At 37.2% G+C, this 17,377-nt stretch carries 14 protein-coding genes and 1 riboswitch; of the genes, 2 read left to right on the top strand and 12 right to left on the bottom strand.

Annotated features, from left to right (window positions below; all coding sequences use genetic code 11):
• Positions 1–45: 45 nt before the first annotated feature.
• From cobA to ACSVH9_RS06460, 5 genes are all read right to left on the bottom strand, one after another.
• Positions 46–876, bottom strand: coding sequence for a uroporphyrinogen-III C-methyltransferase (gene cobA / locus ACSVH9_RS06480; protein WP_438062986.1), 831 nt, complete (start codon positions 874–876; stop codon positions 46–48).
• Positions 877–888: 12 nt separating this feature from the next.
• Positions 889–2,979 (bottom strand): HEPN domain-containing protein, encoded by a 2,091-nt coding sequence (locus ACSVH9_RS06475; RefSeq protein ID WP_438062985.1) that lies wholly within the window; start codon positions 2,977–2,979, stop codon positions 889–891.
• Between the two features lie 138 nt (positions 2,980–3,117).
• Positions 3,118–4,362 (bottom strand): sulfate adenylyltransferase subunit 1, encoded by a 1,245-nt coding sequence (locus ACSVH9_RS06470; RefSeq protein WP_438062984.1) that lies wholly within the window; start codon positions 4,360–4,362, stop codon positions 3,118–3,120.
• An 89-nt stretch (positions 4,363–4,451) separates the two neighbouring features.
• Entirely contained in the window at positions 4,452–5,351 is a 900-nt protein-coding gene (gene cysD, locus ACSVH9_RS06465; RefSeq protein ID WP_078212681.1) for a sulfate adenylyltransferase subunit CysD, read from the bottom strand.
• Between the two features lie 117 nt (positions 5,352–5,468).
• Positions 5,469–6,170 carry a phosphoadenylyl-sulfate reductase gene (locus ACSVH9_RS06460; protein ID WP_438062983.1) on the bottom strand — a complete coding sequence of 234 codons (702 nt, stop codon included), beginning with the start codon at positions 6,168–6,170 and terminating at the stop codon, positions 5,469–5,471.
• A 455-nt stretch (positions 6,171–6,625) separates the two neighbouring features.
• Here ACSVH9_RS06460 and ACSVH9_RS06455 point away from each other — a divergent pair, with 455 nt between their 5' ends.
• Positions 6,626–7,408 carry a sulfite exporter TauE/SafE family protein gene (locus tag ACSVH9_RS06455; RefSeq protein WP_438062982.1) on the top strand — a complete coding sequence of 261 codons (783 nt, stop codon included), beginning with the start codon at positions 6,626–6,628 and terminating at the stop codon, positions 7,406–7,408.
• Between the two features lie 119 nt (positions 7,409–7,527).
• Here the strand turns inward: ACSVH9_RS06455 and ACSVH9_RS06450 are convergent, their stop codons facing one another.
• The 7 genes from ACSVH9_RS06450 to ACSVH9_RS06420 form a co-directional block, all read right to left on the bottom strand.
• On the bottom strand, positions 7,528–7,938 hold the full coding sequence (locus tag ACSVH9_RS06450) for an RrF2 family transcriptional regulator (RefSeq protein ID WP_024980343.1): 411 nt from the start codon (positions 7,936–7,938) through the stop codon (positions 7,528–7,530).
• 151 nt (positions 7,939–8,089) lie between these two features.
• Positions 8,090–9,262, bottom strand: a complete 1,173-nt coding sequence (locus ACSVH9_RS06445; RefSeq protein WP_438062981.1) for a trans-sulfuration enzyme family protein — start codon at positions 9,260–9,262, stop codon at positions 8,090–8,092.
• 96 nt (positions 9,263–9,358) lie between these two features.
• Positions 9,359–9,802 (bottom strand): OsmC family protein, encoded by a 444-nt coding sequence (locus ACSVH9_RS06440; protein ID WP_438062980.1) that lies wholly within the window; start codon positions 9,800–9,802, stop codon positions 9,359–9,361.
• A gap of 101 nt (positions 9,803–9,903) precedes the next feature.
• On the bottom strand, positions 9,904–12,315 hold the full coding sequence (thrA, locus tag ACSVH9_RS06435) for a bifunctional aspartate kinase/homoserine dehydrogenase I (protein WP_438062979.1): 2,412 nt from the start codon (positions 12,313–12,315) through the stop codon (positions 9,904–9,906).
• Positions 12,316–12,542: 227 nt separating this feature from the next.
• Positions 12,543–13,508 (bottom strand): alpha/beta fold hydrolase, encoded by a 966-nt coding sequence (locus tag ACSVH9_RS06430; protein WP_438062978.1) that lies wholly within the window; start codon positions 13,506–13,508, stop codon positions 12,543–12,545.
• A gap of 78 nt (positions 13,509–13,586) precedes the next feature.
• Positions 13,587–13,691: riboswitch (SAM riboswitch) on the bottom strand.
• Between the two features lie 132 nt (positions 13,692–13,823).
• Complete coding sequence (locus tag ACSVH9_RS06425) at positions 13,824–14,033, bottom strand: hypothetical protein (RefSeq protein WP_064715581.1); 210 nt, start codon at positions 14,031–14,033, stop codon at positions 13,824–13,826.
• A 32-nt stretch (positions 14,034–14,065) separates the two neighbouring features.
• Positions 14,066–15,346, bottom strand: coding sequence for an O-acetylhomoserine aminocarboxypropyltransferase/cysteine synthase family protein (locus ACSVH9_RS06420; RefSeq protein ID WP_438062977.1), 1,281 nt, complete (start codon positions 15,344–15,346; stop codon positions 14,066–14,068).
• A gap of 729 nt (positions 15,347–16,075) precedes the next feature.
• Here ACSVH9_RS06420 and metK point away from each other — a divergent pair.
• A complete protein-coding gene (gene metK / locus ACSVH9_RS06415; RefSeq protein ID WP_298300156.1) occupies positions 16,076–17,326 on the top strand; it encodes a methionine adenosyltransferase in 1,251 nt (416 codons plus the stop codon).
• Positions 17,327–17,377: the final 51 nt, after the last annotated feature.

The raw sequence follows: 17,377 nt of genomic DNA, 5'->3' as shown, positions 1-17,377 counted from the left end.
TTTTGTTGGGTCAGGTCACGACCTGACCTTACGTTTTTTGTTTTTTTAGGTCAGGTCACGACCTGACGCTACGATAAATTCTTCGTAAAATCCTTTTAACTTGTTGCTTTCTTTTACCACTTCGCCAATTACAATGATGGCGGGATTACTCAAATTATGCGCCGCTACAACAGCTTCTATCGTATCAATAGTTCCTACCCCAATTCTTTCTTCTGGAGTCGTTCCATTTTGAATGATGGCAATCGGCGTTTCACCTTTGCTTTCCTCTTGAAAAAGGGCAACAATTTGCGCCAATTTACTCATTCCCATCAAAACCACCACCGTTGCCGTTGATTTGGCTGCTAGCTGAACATCATTTGATAATTTTCTTGCCGATGTTGTGCCAGTAATTACCCAAAAGCTCTCTGAAACACCACGTTTTGTCAACGAAATCCCTTGATAAGCAGGAACTGCAATTGATGATGAAATACCTGGAACGACAAAGGTAGGAATTCCAAAGCTTTCAGCGTGCTCAATTTCTTCACTTCCACGTCCAAAAATAAAGGGGTCACCTCCTTTTAATCGAACAACGTGACCGTAAGTCAAGGCATTATCAACAATTAACTGATTGATTTGCTCCTGTGAATAGGCGTGACTTCCTTTGCGTTTGCCTACAAATATCTTGATTGAAGATTTTGGCGCAAACTCCATTAACTCTTCGTTAGCCAAAGCATCATACAAAACGACATCGGCTTCAGCCAAAGCTTTTACCCCTTTTATAGTCAAAAGGTCTGGGTCACCTGGGCCTGCACCTACTAAAGTAACTTTAGGAGCCCCACCCCGGCCCTCCCCAAAAGGGAGGGAGGAAGAATTGGTACTTGTTATTTTATAGCTCATACGCTTCCGCTTTTATGCTTTTGATAAATCTAGTGCTCTGTATGTTTCAATCGTTTCAAAAAACGCAGTTGCGGTCGCAATGTATTCTTTGGCAAAAGTTTCAGATGGTTCGTTTTCTCTTATTTTATAAACCAATTCTTTAAAAGAAGTGGCTAATTGTATTTTATTCGTTTCCACAAAAACAGTATCAAATAAATCGATGATTCCTGCGTGATGATTTGTTTTTTGGTTTTCGGCTAATAATAAAGCTTTGGCTCCATTTACAAATCCAGCGTAGGCCAAGTAAATCGCATCCGACCATTTTTTATCCTCGAAAGCTTCTTGTGCAAACGTCAATTTATCTTTGGCTTCATATAATAAAGTTGCCACTAAATCAATCACAACACCAGCACATTCGCCCACTCCAACTGCTTTAACATAATTATCGGCGTTGCCCCAATCTACAAAATCAGCTTCGGTTAAATTGGTCACATCGGCTAAGGGTTTCAAAAATTCATAGAAATATTTTTCCCCTTTAGCATCGTAATAGTTCAAAAATGACTGACCGTTGGCATTGGCTTCAAAATCATTCAAAATCAATCGCAAGGCTTCTGGACCACGACGACTCGGAATTTTGATTACTTTATCAGAAAAACGTCCTTGTCCGTTTCCTAAATTTCCTCCACCCAACAATACTTGTAAAGCTGGTGCTACCAATTTACCTGCATTGATAGACATTCCTTGAAAACCAATTTCGGCCATATTGTGTTGCCCACAAGCGTTCATACAACCACTAATCTTGATAGTGATTTCGTTTGAATTGGCATAGTGTGGATATTCTGTCGCCAAAACTCTTTCTAATTCTACGGCAATTCCAGTGCTACTCGCGATTCCTAAATTACAAGTATCGGTTCCAGGACAAGCAGTAATATCTGCGGTACTATTATATCCTAAGGCAACAAAATCTAATTTGGCTAATTCTTGATAGAAGAAAGGCAGCGCTTCTTCTTTTATATGACGAATTAAAATATCTTGACGCAACGTAAAACGCAATTCGTTGGTTGCATAATTTTTGATTAAATCGGCCAATTGTCGGGCTTTGTCAATATAAAAATCTCCAAGAGCAACTTTGATTCCGATAGCTACATAACCAGCTTGTTTCTGCGGAATAACATTGGCTTTTTTCCAAGCTTCGAAGGCAGCGACATCATCAATCACAACTTGTGGAGCATCCAATATTGGCGTTGGAATGGCTTTTTCAAAAGGAGTTGTATCAATTTCAACTACTTGATGTGAAAGGGCTTTTTTCTCTTCTTCGACCAAACGTAAAAATTCTTCTTTTCCGATTTCTTTAACCAAAAACTTCATTCTCGCTTTCAATCGTTTGGCTCTTTCGCCGTGACGGTCAAAAATTCTCAATATTCCTTCTGTGGTTGGAATGATTTGATTCGCAGGTATGAATTCAGACAATAATTCGGCGTGACTAGGTTGTGACCCTAAACCGCCTCCAAACAATACTTTAAATCCTTTTTGACCATTGACAATCTTTGGAATAAATCCTAAATCGTGCAAATAGCTCAAAGCGGTATCTTTATCAGAAGAAGAAAAAGACATTTTGAATTTACGTCCCATTTCTTGACATACTGGATTTCTCAAGAAAAATTCGAATAGTGCGTGTGCATAAGGCGACACATCAAATGGTTCGTCTGGGTCGATACCCGCAGTTTCGCTTGCCGTAATATTTCTAACAGTATTCCCGCAAGCTTCTCTTAAGGTAACATCATCTTTCTCTAGCTCAGCCCAAAGTTGTGGTGTTCTGTCTAAACTCACATAGTGAATTTGGATATCCTGACGCGTAGTAATGTGCAAACGTCCCGTAGAATATTCTTCAGAAACTTTACAAATACGGTGCAATTGCTCACTCGTTACTTTACCAAAAGGCAATTTGATACGAATCATTTGCACGCCTTCTTGACGCTGACCGTAAACTCCTCTTGCTAAACGAAGAGAACGAAAACGTTCGTCATCGATTTTTCCATCGCGGAATAAAGCAATTTTTCTTTCTAAATCGATTATATCCTTTTGGACAATCGGATTCTCTATTTCTGTTCTAAAACTTTCCATAAGCCCCACCCCAGATCAGCCCCCCACCCCCCAAAGGGGGAGTTAGAAACTGTTACTAGATTTATTATAAGTTAATATTTTTTCAATTTTTCTTTTTCGCCTTTTAAAAATTCCCCCTTTGGGGGTTAGGGGGCTTGCCTATTTTATAAATCCAACGCCTGCTGTTGTGTTGGTTGCAGCATCAATTAAAATGAAAGCTCCATTTGATTTGTTATCTGTATAAGCATCAAAATAAATGGCTTTGCTTAATTTGATGCTTACTTCTCCAATTTCGTTTATAGCCAATTGAGTTGCTGGTGTTACTCCAGAATAATCGGTTGCGATTACATTTTTCACACTGTCAATTTTTGCCAAAACTCTATTGGTGTTGTGTTGCACAAAATATTTTGCTCCCGCCACTAATTTTTTGCTATCCATCCAACAAACGGTTGTTGTGATATCTTTTTCAATTCTAGGAAGCTCGCTTGATTTTACAATCATATCACCACGAGTCACATTGATGTCATTTTCCAATTCGATAGTGATGGAGGAACCAGCAATGGCTTCATCGTATTGCTTATCGAAAAAGTGAATGTTGGTTACTTTAGATTCTGTTAAAGAAGGTAAAACGGTTACTGCATCACCTACTTTAATTGAATTTCCATATAATTTTCCTGCATATCCTCTAAAGTCGTGGTACTCCTCCGTTTTTGGACGAATAACGGTTTGAACAGGAAAACGAGTAATACCATTTTCATAAATATCATTCGGTTCCAAAGACTCCAAATGTTCCAAAACGGTTTGCCCAGAATACCAAGGCATATTTTCTGATTTTTGAGCCACATTCCCACCATTGATAGCACTTAGCGGAATATAACTTACGTTTTGTTCTTTGAAAGCGCTTTTAGCATTTAAGGCTTGAAAATCGGCTTTAATTTTATTGAAAACTTCTTCGGAATACTCCACCAAATCCATTTTGTTGATGGCCACAATCACGTCTTTTACACGCAATAAATTATTGATGAAAAAGTGACGGTAGGTTTGCTCAATTACTCCTTTTCGAGCATCAATCAAAATAATCGATACTTGAGAAGTCGAAGCACCAGTTACCATATTACGAGTATATTCTACGTGACCTGGCGTATCGGCAATGATGTAACTTTTTTTGGCAGTAGAAAAATAAATATGTGCTACATCTATTGTAATTCCTTGCTCTCTCTCGGCCACCAAACCATCAGTCGCCAAAGAAAAATCCAGGTAATCGTATCCTTTTTGCTTGCTACTTTTTTCTATTGCTTCAATTTTATCGGTAGTCAAGGATTGTGTATCGTATAATAATCTTCCGATTAACGTACTTTTTCCGTCGTCTACACTTCCTGCTGTTGCTATTTTTAAAACTTCCATTCTTGTTTTGTTTATTGTTTGTTGTTTATTGTTTGTTGTTTAGAGTAAAAGGACATTTCCATAAACTATAAACGAAAAACCATAAACTCTTAAAAGTACCCTTGTTGTTTTCTTTTTTCCATAGCGGCTTCCGAGCGTTTGTCATCGATTCTGGCGCCTCTTTCAGAAATGGTAGAAGAACGAATCTCGCCAACTACTTCAGCAATAGTGGCGGCATACGACTCTACTGCAGCGGTACAACTCATATCTCCAACGGTTCTGAAGCGAACAATTCGTTCTTCGATTTGTTCGTCTTCTTCTTGGTACACATAAGGAGAATGTGACCAAATTAAACCGTCTCTCAAAAAAACTTTTCTTTTGTGTGAAAAATAAATCGACGGAATCTCGATTTGTTCTTGTTCGATATAACTCCAAACATCCAATTCGGTCCAGTTTGAAATTGGAAAAACACGTACGTTTTGACCATTTTCGATTTTTCCATTCAACAAATCAAACAATTCAGGACGTTGATTTTTTTCATCCCATTGACCAAAATCATCACGTACTGAGAAAATACGCTCTTTGGCTCTTGCTTTTTCCTCGTCTCTACGTGCTCCACCGATACAAGCATCGAATTTAAATTCTTCGATAGCATCCAAAAGTGTAGTGGTTTGCAATGTATTTCTACTTGAATACTTTCCTGTTTCTTCTATTACTTTACCTTCATCAATAGCATCCTGAACATTACGAACGATTAATTCTAAACCTAATTCTGCTACCAATTTATCTCTAAACTCAATGGTTTCTGGAAAATTATGTCCCGTATCTACGTGCAACAACGGAAAAGGAATTTTGGCTGGAAAAAAGGCTTTTTGTGCCAAACGCACTAATGTAATCGAATCTTTTCCTCCTGAAAAAAGCAAAACAGGTCGGTCAAATTGAGAAATCACTTCTCTGAATATGTAAATAGCTTCGCTTTCTAAAGCATTTGTTTTTAATACTGAACTCATTATTTTTAGTTTAAGAGTTTAAAGTTTAAAGTGTAAGGTTGTTGCAACCTCGACTAAAATCTTACCACTATTATTGTTTTTTCTATTCTCTTTATTCTATTTTCTAAAATCTGCCTTCTATTTTTGGTGCAACCCACATTCTTTGTGACTGGATTCCCAAGACCATCTTCCAGCTCTGATGTCCTCTCCTTCTACTATGGCTCGTGTACAAGGCGCACAACCTATGCTTATAAACCCTTTCTTGTGCAAGCTGTTTTGTGGCACATTATTGTCAGCAATATATTTTTGTACCTCAGCCAAAGTCCATTTGAGTAGAGGATTGAATTTGATGATATCAAAATGGGCATCGTATTCGAAAAGGGCTAAATCATTTCTATTTTCAGATTGCTCTGCTCTCAACCCTGTAATCCAAACTTTATTACCCGCTAATCCTTTTTTCAACGGCACCACTTTTCGAATGAAGCAGCATTCTTTTCTGTTTTCTACCGATTCGTAAAAGCTATTGGGTCCTTTTGTATTTAACAATTGCTCTACTTGACTCGTTTCTGGATACAAAGTCTGAATATTAACTTTGTATTTCTTTAGGGTCTTATGAAAAACATCATAAGTTTCTTGAAACAACCTTCCTGTATCGAGGGTAAATATTTTTATCGGCAATTCATTAGTTGCGATTAAAGCCGTAATTACTTGGTCTTCTTGTCCGAAAGAAGTCGAAAAAACTACTTTTTCTGGAAATTCATTAGCCAAAAAAGCTAAAGTTTCCTCGATGGAAAGGTTTTCGGTTCTTTTTATTAATTCTTGTGCTACTGCAATGCTCATAGTCATTTCATTTTAAAATCTATTACCCTATCGGTTTTGTAGATTACTTCGCAAAAGTACTACTATTTTCTAAATCACAAAATTTATTTTAAAAAATTAGCGTTGTTTTTACATCAAAAAATGGAGTCCATTAATAAATTAAAAGATTTATTGTTAAAGTCATAGGTGTAACATCTATTCTTTTTATGAATAGCAATGAAGAATGAAGTCTTCTCTCATTTTTATAAAGCAACATAAAGAAGGAAAAGTGAATTAAAAAAGCAGACGTCTTTAATAGCCCCGGGAGTAGCGGCATCCTTTTTTGTCTCGTTTTTTTTCGAGACAAAAAAGATATAGCGAATCACGGGAGGAGACGCGATGAAAAAAAAATAATTTGTGCTCCAATAAAATTTAATTCTACTTAATCGATAGGATTATTATAAATTTATTTTATTTTTGCCAAAAAATTATTTAAGATGGATTTTCAAATAGGTTTTGTTATTGCAGGTTTAGTGGTAGGTTTTGTTGTTGGACTAACAGGTGTTGGCGGGGGTTCATTGATGACTCCTATATTGCTTTGGTTTGGTATTCCTCCAACAACTGCTGTGGGTACTGATTTATTGTATGCGGCTTTTACCAAAATGGGAGGGATATTTGTTCACAATAAAAAAAGCAATATCAATTGGACCATTGTGGGATGGCTTTCGCTAGGAAGTGTACCTGCTGCTGCTGTAACCTTATGGATTTTAGAAAGTTTTAAGGCTGATATTTCGGGACTGAATAGCATCATCAAATACAGTCTAGGCTGGGCGTTATTGTTCACCTCTATTGCGATAATTTTCAAAAAGAAATTATTGGTATTTTCTCAAAAACACGCAGGAGATAAATTTCATAGTGAAAGCAAGACTCAAAATTTTCTAACTGTAGCTATTGGAGTGATGCTAGGTGCAACAGTGACATTGACATCTATTGGAGCTGGTGCTCTGGGAACTGTAACGCTGTTTTTTTTGTATCCACTTTTACCTACCCCAAAATTAGTAGGTACCGAAATTGCACACGCCGTTCCTTTAACGCTAGTGGCTGGCTTTGGTCACGCATCGATGGGTAATATGGACTATGGTCTATTAGTGCAATTATTAATGGGGTCTCTACCAGGGATATATATAGGCAGTATGCTCAGTGGAAAAGTTCCTGATTTATTGCTAAGAAATGCCATAGCAATGATGCTGTTTTTTGTTGGGTATAAATTGATTTTTTAATTTTCTCTCACCACTAAATAAACTTTCAAGAACCAAAACGGCAACTGAAAGTATAACAAAGAACCGCAAATTCGCAAATTTTAAAACCTAGTTAAAATTTGTGAATTTGCGGTTAATTTTTAAAAAGCAATGTCTGCCAAGGTGTTGTTCTCTAAAATCATCAAAGTATTGTCTCTGACTTCCATCATCAGTTTTCGGACGGCACAAGTGGCTTCGTCGTTGCAGTCGTCGCAGGGTTCATAAAAATTATGACTAGCGCAAGGCAATAAGGCAATAGGTCCTTCGAGGATACGATAAACCTTCGCCATATTAATGTCTTTAGGCTCTTTGATTAAGTAATAGCCGCCACCTTTTCCTTTTTTGGCTCCCAAAAAACCAGAATGCCGCAATAACAATAAAATACTTTCCAAAAACTTCAAAGAAATATGCTCTGCTTTAGCAATTTCGGCAATTTGAACGGGCGTGTTATCTTCTCGACGAGCTAAGAAAGTAAGGGCTTTAATTCCGTATTTCGTTTTTTTTGAAAGCATAATTAATTGGGGTTGACGATTACCGATTGCTGATTTTACGCACAGCAATCTTTACCTTATTACATAACAAAAATATACTTTTTAATAATATAAACACAAAACCCACAGTTTCAACCGTGGGTTATTGTATGTGAATCAATAATTAAAACTTTTATGACAACGCCTGATTCAAATCGGCAATCACATCTTCAACAGTTTCTAATCCTACGGAAACACGTACCAAACCATCGGTGATGCTAACCGCCAAACGCTCATCTACCGATAATTTACTATGCGTAGTAGAAGCTGGATGGGTTACAATAGTTCTAGTATCTCCCAAATTAGGTGATAACGAACATAATTTTATTTTATCCAAAAAGGCTCTTCCTGCTTCTAGTCCGCCTTTGATTTCGAAGGCCACGATATTACCTCCCAATTTCATTTGTTTTTTGGCAATTTCGTATTGCGGATGCGATTTCAAGAAAGGATATTTCACTTTATTGACTTGCGGATGATTTTCCAAAAACTCCGCTACTTTCAAAGCGTTTTCACAATGTCTATCGACACGAACCGCCAAAGTTTCTAGACTTTTAGACAATACCCAAGCGTTGAATGGCGACAAAGAAGGTCCTGTCAAACGAGAAAAAAGATAAATATCTTTAATCAAATCCGACCTTCCAACGGTAATTCCTCCCAACACTCTGCCTTGTCCATCGATTAATTTAGTAGCAGAATGAATCACCAAATCCGCTCCCCATTTGATAGGTTGTTGAATGTATGGCGTAGCAAAACAGTTATCGATAATCAAAATCAAATTATGTTTTTTGGCAATGGCACCCAATAATTCCAAATCAATGATATCGATGGCTGGATTCGTTGGAGATTCGGCATAAAGAATCTTAGTGTTAGGCTGAATAAAGCTTTCTATAGTTTCCGGTTGGTTAATATCAAAATAGGTCGTTTGAATATTCCACTTTGGAAAATAATTCATAAACAAAGAATGCGAAGCACCAAAAACACTACTCGACGAAACAATATGGTCGCCCGACTTCAGTAAAGCTGCAAACGTAGAATAGATGGCAGCCATTCCTGATGCAAAAGCAAATCCAGCCTCAGCGCCTTCCATTTTGCAAATCTTATCAATAAACTCAATGGTGTTGGGGTTGCTGTAGCGACTGTACACATTACGTTCTTTTTCTTCTGCAAATGAAGCTCTCATATCTTCGGCATCCTCAAATACAAAACTTGACGTTAAGTATAAAGGCACCGAATGTTCTAAATATTGTGTTCGTTCTATCTGACCGCGAATGGCTTGGGTTTCAAAACCAAAATCTTGTTCGTTCATAATAAGCCCCCTAACCCCCAAAGGGGGAATTACAAATCGGGGTGGATTTGTTTCTTATTTAATTAATAAATTTATTCATAAAAAAACCGCAAGCTGCTAGTTTCCCCCTTCGGGGGCTAGGGGGCTTCCATTCAAAACCACTTTGTAATGAATGGTTGCGGTTGGTTCTAATGTTTTGGAAACAGAACAATATTTCTCAAAAGAAAGTTGTGCTGCACGAGCCGCTTTTTCGGGGATAATGTCACCTTCCAAATAAAACACTACGTGAATGTCTTTGAAGGGTTTGGCTTCGCCCACTTGCACGCGTTCTCCTTCTACCTCAGCTTTGAAAGAGGTGATTTCTTGACGTTGTTTTTTCAAAATTGAAATCATATCGATGCCGCTGCAACCTGCAACTCCCATCAACACTAATTCCATTGGACTTGGTCCCATATCATTTCCACCAAATTCAGGACGCGCATCTACATTTACTAGATGACCTCTGTCATTTTTTAACTCGAAATGGAAATTTTCGTTTACTCTGTTTAATGTTATTTTCATTAATGCTTTTTTTGAACGCTGATGTCGCGGATTTTAAACGCGGATTCAACGGCTTTTATTAAAAAAACTGATTACTAAAAACTTACTACTGATGACTGATTTTATCCCTTATCCGACAACCTCAAAACATCTCCAAAAACACCTCTAGCCGTTACTGCCGAACCTGCTCCTGCTCCTTGAATTACAATAGGTCGGTCGCCGTAGGATTCGGTGTAAATTTCGAAGAACGAATCCGAGCCTTTCAAACCTCCTAAAGCGGTATCCGAAGGTACGGAAACTAATTTCACTTCTAGATTTCCTTTGTCGTTTTGCAAATCGCCAGACAATTCTCCAATATAGCGTAACACGTGGTTAGGTTGCTGTTCCGCTTTTATTTTGGCATAAATAGGGTCGAACTCTTTTAGTTTATTTAAGAATGTCGATACATCGCCTTCACGCAAATGTTCTGGAATTAAATTCTGAATAGCAATCTCATCAAACTCGTTTTGCAAATCCAATTCTCTCGCCAAAATCAATAATTTTCTACCTACATCGTTACCACATAAATCTTCTCTTGGGTCGGGTTCGGTGTAACCGTTATCGATGGCTTCTTTCAAAATTTCGCTAAACGGAACGTCTTTGGCTGAGAAATTATTGAACAAATAACTTAACGTACCTGAAAATACCCCTTTGATTTTGGTGATGTTTTCACCTGACAAATGCAACAATTTAATGGTGTCAATCAAAGGCAAACCTGCTCCAACATTGGTTTCGTACAAATAACTTTTTTGATTATCATCCAAAACCTTTCTCAATTTCTTATAAAAACTATAGCTCAACGTATTGGCCACTTTATTAGAAGAAATCAAGTCAAAACTGCTTTCAATTAATGGAATATAATTTTCAACAAAAGTTGCACTAGCCGTATTATCGATGGCAATTAAGTTCTCTAAATGATGTTCATTGGCATAAGCGATTACCTCATCAATAGTGTACGAATGTCCGTGTGTTTGAATCTCGTTTCTCCAATTCGGTGATACTCCATTTTTATTCAACAAGACATTTTTAGAATTGGCTATCGCAAACACATTCAATCGAATATCCTTGCGTTTTTCAATCGCATCTGCCGATTCCAAAATTTGGTTAATCAAGGTTCCGCCTACCAATCCGTGTCCGAAAATTGCAATATTAATTTTCTTCGAAACCCCAAAAATCTCCCCGTGGATTACGTTCAACGCACGATTCAATTCAGATTTATGCACCACCAAACTCACGTTTTTCCCAGTCACAGTGTTATTGAACAAAATCGGAACAATCTTGTTTTTGATTAAAGCCGTGTAGGGTTTGTGAAACGTACTCAAATCCTGCCCGATAATCGAGATTACAGAAACTTCATCAGTAACCGAAATTTTATTTACGTCTTTGGAATAAAAGTCATTTTCGAATTCTTTTTCCAATTCTATCATCGCTTTACTCGCTTTGTCCGCAGCCACTACCAAGCCAATACCACGTTCAGAAGACCCTTGCGAAATAATACTTACACTAATATCATTATCACCCATCACTCTAAAAATACGCGCATCAACACCCGTTTTTCCAAGCAAACCTCGACCTTCTAAATTGACCAAAGCCACATTCTCCAAAACCGATAGCGTTTTAATTCCTTCCTTTCCAGCATTCGAAGTAATCAAAGTCCCTTTGTTTTCGTGATTGAACGTATTTAAAATTCGTAGCGGAATATTTTTTTCCAAAAGTGGAATAATGGTTTTGGCGTGCAAAATAGTAGCGCCAAAATTGGCTAACTCATTGGCTTCGTTAAACGACAAAAAGTCAATTTTTTTAGCATCTTCTACTAATTCTGGATTGGCGGTATAAATTCCATCCACATGCGTAAAATTCTGCAATTCGGATGCATTCAAATAATTGGCAAAAAGCGATGCCGTGTAGTTACTTCCGTTTCTTCCCAAAGTAGTCGCCTCGTTTTTGTTATTTGAACCAATAAAACCAGTAATTATGTTGACTTTATCGCTGTGTTGTTTAAAAAACTGCACCACATTTTTCTTAGAAATTTGCTCAATAGGTTGCGCATCACCAAATTTTCCATCGGTTTTTATCAATGCTCTAGCGTCAGCAAAATTGGCGTTGACTCCTTTTTGCTTCAAAATAGCCGTAATCAATTTTGCCGATAGCAATTCGCCTTGCGACAAGACTTGGTCTTTGATTTTTTCGCTATAATCGCCAATCAAACTTACCCCTTCGAACAATTTTTCGAGCACGGTAAATTCCTCCGACAAATCCACCGTTGGGTAATCCGCTTGTTGATAAGCTTTAAATTTCTCGAACAAAGGTTTGTAGTTCTCATTCTTAGACGCAATCGCTAACAAATCTTCCAACTCATCCGTTGCATTTCCTCTTGCCGAAACAACCACAGCAAATTCTTCTCCCTTCAACACTTTGTCTGAAAGTATCGCCAAAACTTTATTCAATCCATCGCCATTCGCTAATGATTTTCCACCGAATTTTAATATCTTCATTTTATTCTATTTTACGAGTCATTCAACTCCTTTTATTTACTTCATTTTTATATTTCCCCTCATTTTAATTTGGGCGTGACCCTGTTAAAAAAAGGGGCTTATTTATAGCACCGTTTACAAAGCCCCTTTCTTTAACAGGGTCGGGCTATACGCGCTACTTTGGTAGCCAGCTGCTATCCCTCACGCAAGATTCCAAAAGAATTTTTAGTGGAATCTCATTTTTTCAACTATTCAAAAACCGTAGCAAGCAAACGATGCAACTGTTCAAATTCTATCAAAAAAGCATCGTGTCCGTGAATAGAATCAATTTCTTGATACGATGTTTGAAGCTGTAATTGTTGTAATTCTAGATTTGTTTTTCGGTTTTCCGTTGGAGTAAAAAACAAATCGGTATTGATTCCAATGATATGAATGTTTGCCGTTATAGGCGCTACCACACTTTCAAAAGAACCTCTTCCTCGAGTGATATCAATGGTTTTCAACAACTGATTCATCAATTTATAAGAAGCCAATTGAAATCGCTGTTGCAATTTCTCTCCGTGATGCGCCAACCAACTTTCGATATTAAAAACACCCAATTCGTTATTAATCGTTCGGTTGAATTTGGCTTCAAACGATTCGGGAGTACGGTAACACAACATCGCGTGTATTCTTGCGTCTTCAATAGGACGAGAGGAGTTATTCAGAATTTGTTCTTGCAAATAGCAATTGGCCATCAACCAATCGGTCGCCTTCCAGTCCGTTGCAATTGGAATTAAATGCTGAGCGAGTTGTGGCGACAAAGCGGCCATTTCCCAAGCAATTCCTCCACCAACAGAGCCTCCAATAATGGCATAAACACTATTAATCTCGAGTTGTTGCAAACCTAAATTAAAAAGCTGTGCCACATCGCGAGTAGTAAAATCCAAATAAGATTCGAGAACACTTCCATCAAAACCATTGCCTGGCACATTAAAGGCGAGAACGGTATATTTTTGAGTGTCAATAGTTTTTGCAGAACCAATTAAATCGTTCCACCAGCCTGTTGCGCCAATCACTTGTGAGTTTCCTGTCAACGCGTGATTTACAACCACAATAGGAGCCGTGTGCAAAGCAGGTCCAAAAAATTGATAACTTAAGTTTAGCGTAGCATAAAAAGCACCACTTTCGGTGGTAAAATTTGTAAGGGTAAGTATGTTGGGTTTATTTTCCAATCTCAAATCTTTGTTGTTGTTGATTTGTATTTGGAAATATTAGAAAGAAAAACTAGTGGAGACTAGAGGTATTTTGTTGCGTTATCTTTTTCGCTAGGCGAATAGAATGTAGCACCTTCTTCGATTTCCGAAGGGTTGCTAAGGCTTCATTGGGTCTAATCCCTCCGCCTTTCTTTATAACATTTCAATACGTTTGTGAACTTAAAGCTGCAAAGTAACTATTTATTTTTTTAACACGCAAATTTTTAAAACAACAACCAAGTTACAAATCAATTGTAAACTTGGTTATTGTTAGCTTATTGAATAGTATATTCTTTAAATGAAAAGCGTATCGTTTTCGTTAGAATACATATGAAACAACATTGATTTCTTTGTCGTTTCATTCGTAGCTTCTGAAGATTTATCCATAATAAAACGTGGATGAATCAACTCGTGTACGGTTTGGTCTACTTTTTCTATTTTATTTTTGATGTTTTTTCTACTAAAGAAAGAAACTATTTTACGGAAGGTTATATTTGTTATCATGATGGTTGTTTTTTATATGTTTATCTTTTTTTTTAATCTGAAAAGCTATCAAACACAGCTTTTAAATCGGCTTTTAAATCTTCTATATCTTCTAATCCGACCGAAAGTCGAATCAAATCTTTGGTAACTCCTGTTGTAACTTGGTCTTCATCGGACAATTGTTGATGTGTGGTACTCGCTGGATGAATGATTAACGACTTCGTATCTCCAATGTTGGCCAAGAGTGAAAAAAGCTTCGTTTCATCGGCTACTTTTTTCGCTGCTTCGAATCCTCCTTTGAGTCCGAAAGTTACGATACCACTCTGACCCTTAGGTAAATAACGAGTTACCAAATCGTAATATTTACTCGAGGACAATCCTGGATAATTCACCCAAGCAACGGTATCTTGTTGCTCTAACCATTGGGCCAAGGCCAAGGCGTTTTCGCTGTGCTTCTGGACTCGGATTGGCAAGGTTTCTAAGCCTTGAATGATTTGAAAAGCATTGAACGGACTCAGTGCTGCTCCGTAATCTCGTAATCCTTCGATACGAACTTTGGCAATAAAAGCAGCATTCCCTAACGCTCCGTGATACACTAAACCGTGATACCCAGCAGAAGGTTCTGTAAACTCAGGAAATTTTCCGCTGCTCCAGTCAAAAGTTCCAGCATCTATGATGACTCCACCCAACGAAGTTCCATTTCCAGAAATGTATTTCGTTAAAGAGTGAATTACAATATTCGCGCCAAATTCAATCGGATTGAGCAAATAAGGAGAAGGAACAGTGTTATCCACGATGAAAGGAATTTTAAGCGATTGAGCCTCAGATGAAATAGCTTTTAAGTCCAAAACATCTAATTTTGGATTCCCTAACGATTCGGCAAAAAAGACTTTCGTATTTTCTGTAGCGGCTTTAGTAAAATTCACCGCTTCCGATGGGTCAACGAAAGTCGTAGTAATTCCAAGTCTTGGCAAAGTCACACTCAAAAGATTATATGTCCCTCCATACAAACTGTTGGAAGCTACAATATGGTCCCCAGCTTTTAAAAGTACCAATAAAGTTGTAGCTATTGCAGCTGTACCCGATGCAGTAACTACAGCTCCAATACCTCCTTCCAGCGCTGCTAAACGTTGTTCTAAAATATCATTTGTTGGGTTATTCAATCGAGTGTAAATAAACCCCGCTTCTGATAAACTGAATAAATTAGAAGCGTGTTCAGAATTATTAAAAACATAAGAACTGGTTTGAAAAATAGGAACCGCACGTGTTCCAGCCGTTTTAGTAGTATCGTGTCCTGTATGTAGTGCCTTGGTGGCGAATTTAGTAGTACTCATTTTTTATTTTTTTTTAATTGTATTTTTAATCGTTTTGGTAACAAAAAACCCTTTTAGAAATAGTTCCAAAAGGGTTTAAAAAAGTTATTTATAAACTTACTTTCAGAATCAGCACATCTCAATCATACACATACCCATAACCATTGCCTTGGCATTCTTAATAGACTTGACATTTAGAGACTTGGACTGTTGTTGACTGATTTGTTTCATTTGATTCAAATTTTTAGTATTGTTTTTTTTGTATAAATAAAAAGCCTCCCGTTTTTGGCGGGAGGCTTTTGCTATATTTTGAATAAGTTTAAATACGTGCAATAGGCGACCCACAGGAATTATCCTGAATGGCTTTCATCATCTTACAAGAGACTAACTTCATTTTTTATTGTTTTGTTTTCACAAATGTGCAAACTTAAATTCTAAAAACCAAACAATTAGTAAGTTTTTAAGAAATGTTTAGGCTAAAAATAACAAAATCGTGGAGATAAGAGGGTTAATCTAACATAAATCCAAAAAAAAGTTAAGATTAATTTGAAATTAAAAATGGTTTCATACCTTTGCGCCCGAATACAGAGGAAAAATTTGAACTGATTGCAACCTCTTCATAATGAAATATTTCATTATGAATATCGAAAACAAACTTCGATATAAAAAATGCTAAAGCAGGAACACTTCCCTTTAGTTTTTTACAGCAATTACATTTTCCTCGCTTAATTTTAAAATACATTTTTTATTATGGCTTATTTATTTACGTCAGAGTCTGTAAGTGAAGGACATCCAGACAAAGTTGCTGATCAAATTTCAGACGCATTAATTGATAACTTTTTAGCTTTTGATGCAGACTCCAAAGTAGCATGTGAAACTTTAGTAACTACAGGTCAAGTAATTTTGGCTGGTGAAGTAAAATCAAATACGTACTTAGATGTACAACAAATTGCTCGTGAAGTTATTCGTAAAATTGGATACACTAAAAGCGAATACATGTTTGAAGCCAATTCTTGTGGTATTCTTTCGGCTATTCACGAACAATCAGCTGATATTAATCAAGGAGTAGATAGAGCGAGTAAGGAAGAGCAAGGAGCAGGTGACCAAGGAATGATGTTTGGTTACGCTACTAACGAAACCGAAAACTACATGCCATTGGCACTAGATTTATCGCACAAATTACTACAAGAATTAGCGATTTTAAGACGTGAAAACAACGAAATCACGTATTTGCGTCCTGATGCTAAGTCTCAAGTAACTTTAGAATACAGCGATGATAACAAACCAACTCGTATCGATGCGATTGTCATCTCTACACAACATGACGATTTTGATGAAGAAGCTGCTATGTTAGCTAAAATCAAAAAAGACATTGTTGACATTTTGATTCCTAGAATTATCGCTAAAAATCCAGAGCACGCTCATTTGTTCAATGATAAAATCCAATACCACATCAACCCAACAGGAAAATTCGTTATTGGAGGACCTCACGGAGATACTGGTTTAACTGGAAGAAAAATCATTGTAGACACTTACGGTGGAAAAGGTGCTCACGGTGGTGGTGCTTTCTCAGGAAAAGACCCAAGTAAAGTAGACCGTAGTGCTGCTTATGCTACTCGTCATATTGCTAAAAACTTAGTAGCTGCTGGTGTAGCTGACGAAATTTTAGTACAAGTTTCTTATGCAATTGGTGTAGCTAAACCAATGGGTATTTTCATCGAAACTTACGGAACTTCAAAAGTGAATTTGACTAACGGTGAAATCGCTAAAAAAGTAGAAGAAATTTTCGATATGCGTCCTTACTTCATTGAACAACGATTGAAATTAAGAAACCCTATTTATAGCGAAACAGCGGCTTACGGACACATGGGACGTACTCCTGAAACCGTAACTAAAACTTTCTCTGCTCCAGGTGGTCTAACTAAAACTGTGGAAGTAGAATTGTTTACTTGGGAAAAATTAGATTTTGTAGATCAAGTAAAAAATGCTTTTGGATTGTAAGATCAATTTACTATAAAAACAAAAAGCCGTTTCATCAAATGAAACGGCTTT

Source organism: Flavobacterium sp. RSSB_23 (genome assembly GCF_051547145.1).
Taxonomy (GTDB): Bacteria; Bacteroidota; Bacteroidia; order Flavobacteriales; family Flavobacteriaceae; genus Flavobacterium.
This window is presented reverse-complemented; position numbering and strand designations above follow the sequence as displayed.

Coding starts and splice junctions, on each gene's coding strand:
- thrA (WP_438062979.1), bottom strand. CDS start 12,315: ATGAAGATATTAAAATTCGGTGGAAAATCATTAGCGAATGGCGATGGA.
- ACSVH9_RS06425 (WP_064715581.1), bottom strand. CDS start 14,033: ATGATAACAAATATAACCTTCCGTAAAATAGTTTCTTTCTTTAGTAGA.
- ACSVH9_RS06475 (WP_438062985.1), bottom strand. CDS start 2,979: ATGGAAAGTTTTAGAACAGAAATAGAGAATCCGATTGTCCAAAAGGAT.
- ACSVH9_RS06450 (WP_024980343.1), bottom strand. CDS start 7,938: ATGCTTTCAAAAAAAACGAAATACGGAATTAAAGCCCTTACTTTCTTA.
- ACSVH9_RS06440 (WP_438062980.1), bottom strand. CDS start 9,802: ATGAAAATAACATTAAACAGAGTAAACGAAAATTTCCATTTCGAGTTA.
- ACSVH9_RS06470 (WP_438062984.1), bottom strand. CDS start 4,362: ATGGAAGTTTTAAAAATAGCAACAGCAGGAAGTGTAGACGACGGAAAA.
- cobA (WP_438062986.1), bottom strand. CDS start 876: ATGAGCTATAAAATAACAAGTACCAATTCTTCCTCCCTCCCTTTTGGG.
- ACSVH9_RS06455 (WP_438062982.1), top strand. CDS start 6,626: ATGGATTTTCAAATAGGTTTTGTTATTGCAGGTTTAGTGGTAGGTTTT.
- ACSVH9_RS06420 (WP_438062977.1), bottom strand. CDS start 15,346: ATGAGTACTACTAAATTCGCCACCAAGGCACTACATACAGGACACGAT.
- ACSVH9_RS06460 (WP_438062983.1), bottom strand. CDS start 6,170: ATGAGCATTGCAGTAGCACAAGAATTAATAAAAAGAACCGAAAACCTT.
- ACSVH9_RS06445 (WP_438062981.1), bottom strand. CDS start 9,262: ATGAACGAACAAGATTTTGGTTTTGAAACCCAAGCCATTCGCGGTCAG.
- metK (WP_298300156.1), top strand. CDS start 16,076: ATGGCTTATTTATTTACGTCAGAGTCTGTAAGTGAAGGACATCCAGAC.
- cysD (WP_078212681.1), bottom strand. CDS start 5,351: ATGAGTTCAGTATTAAAAACAAATGCTTTAGAAAGCGAAGCTATTTAC.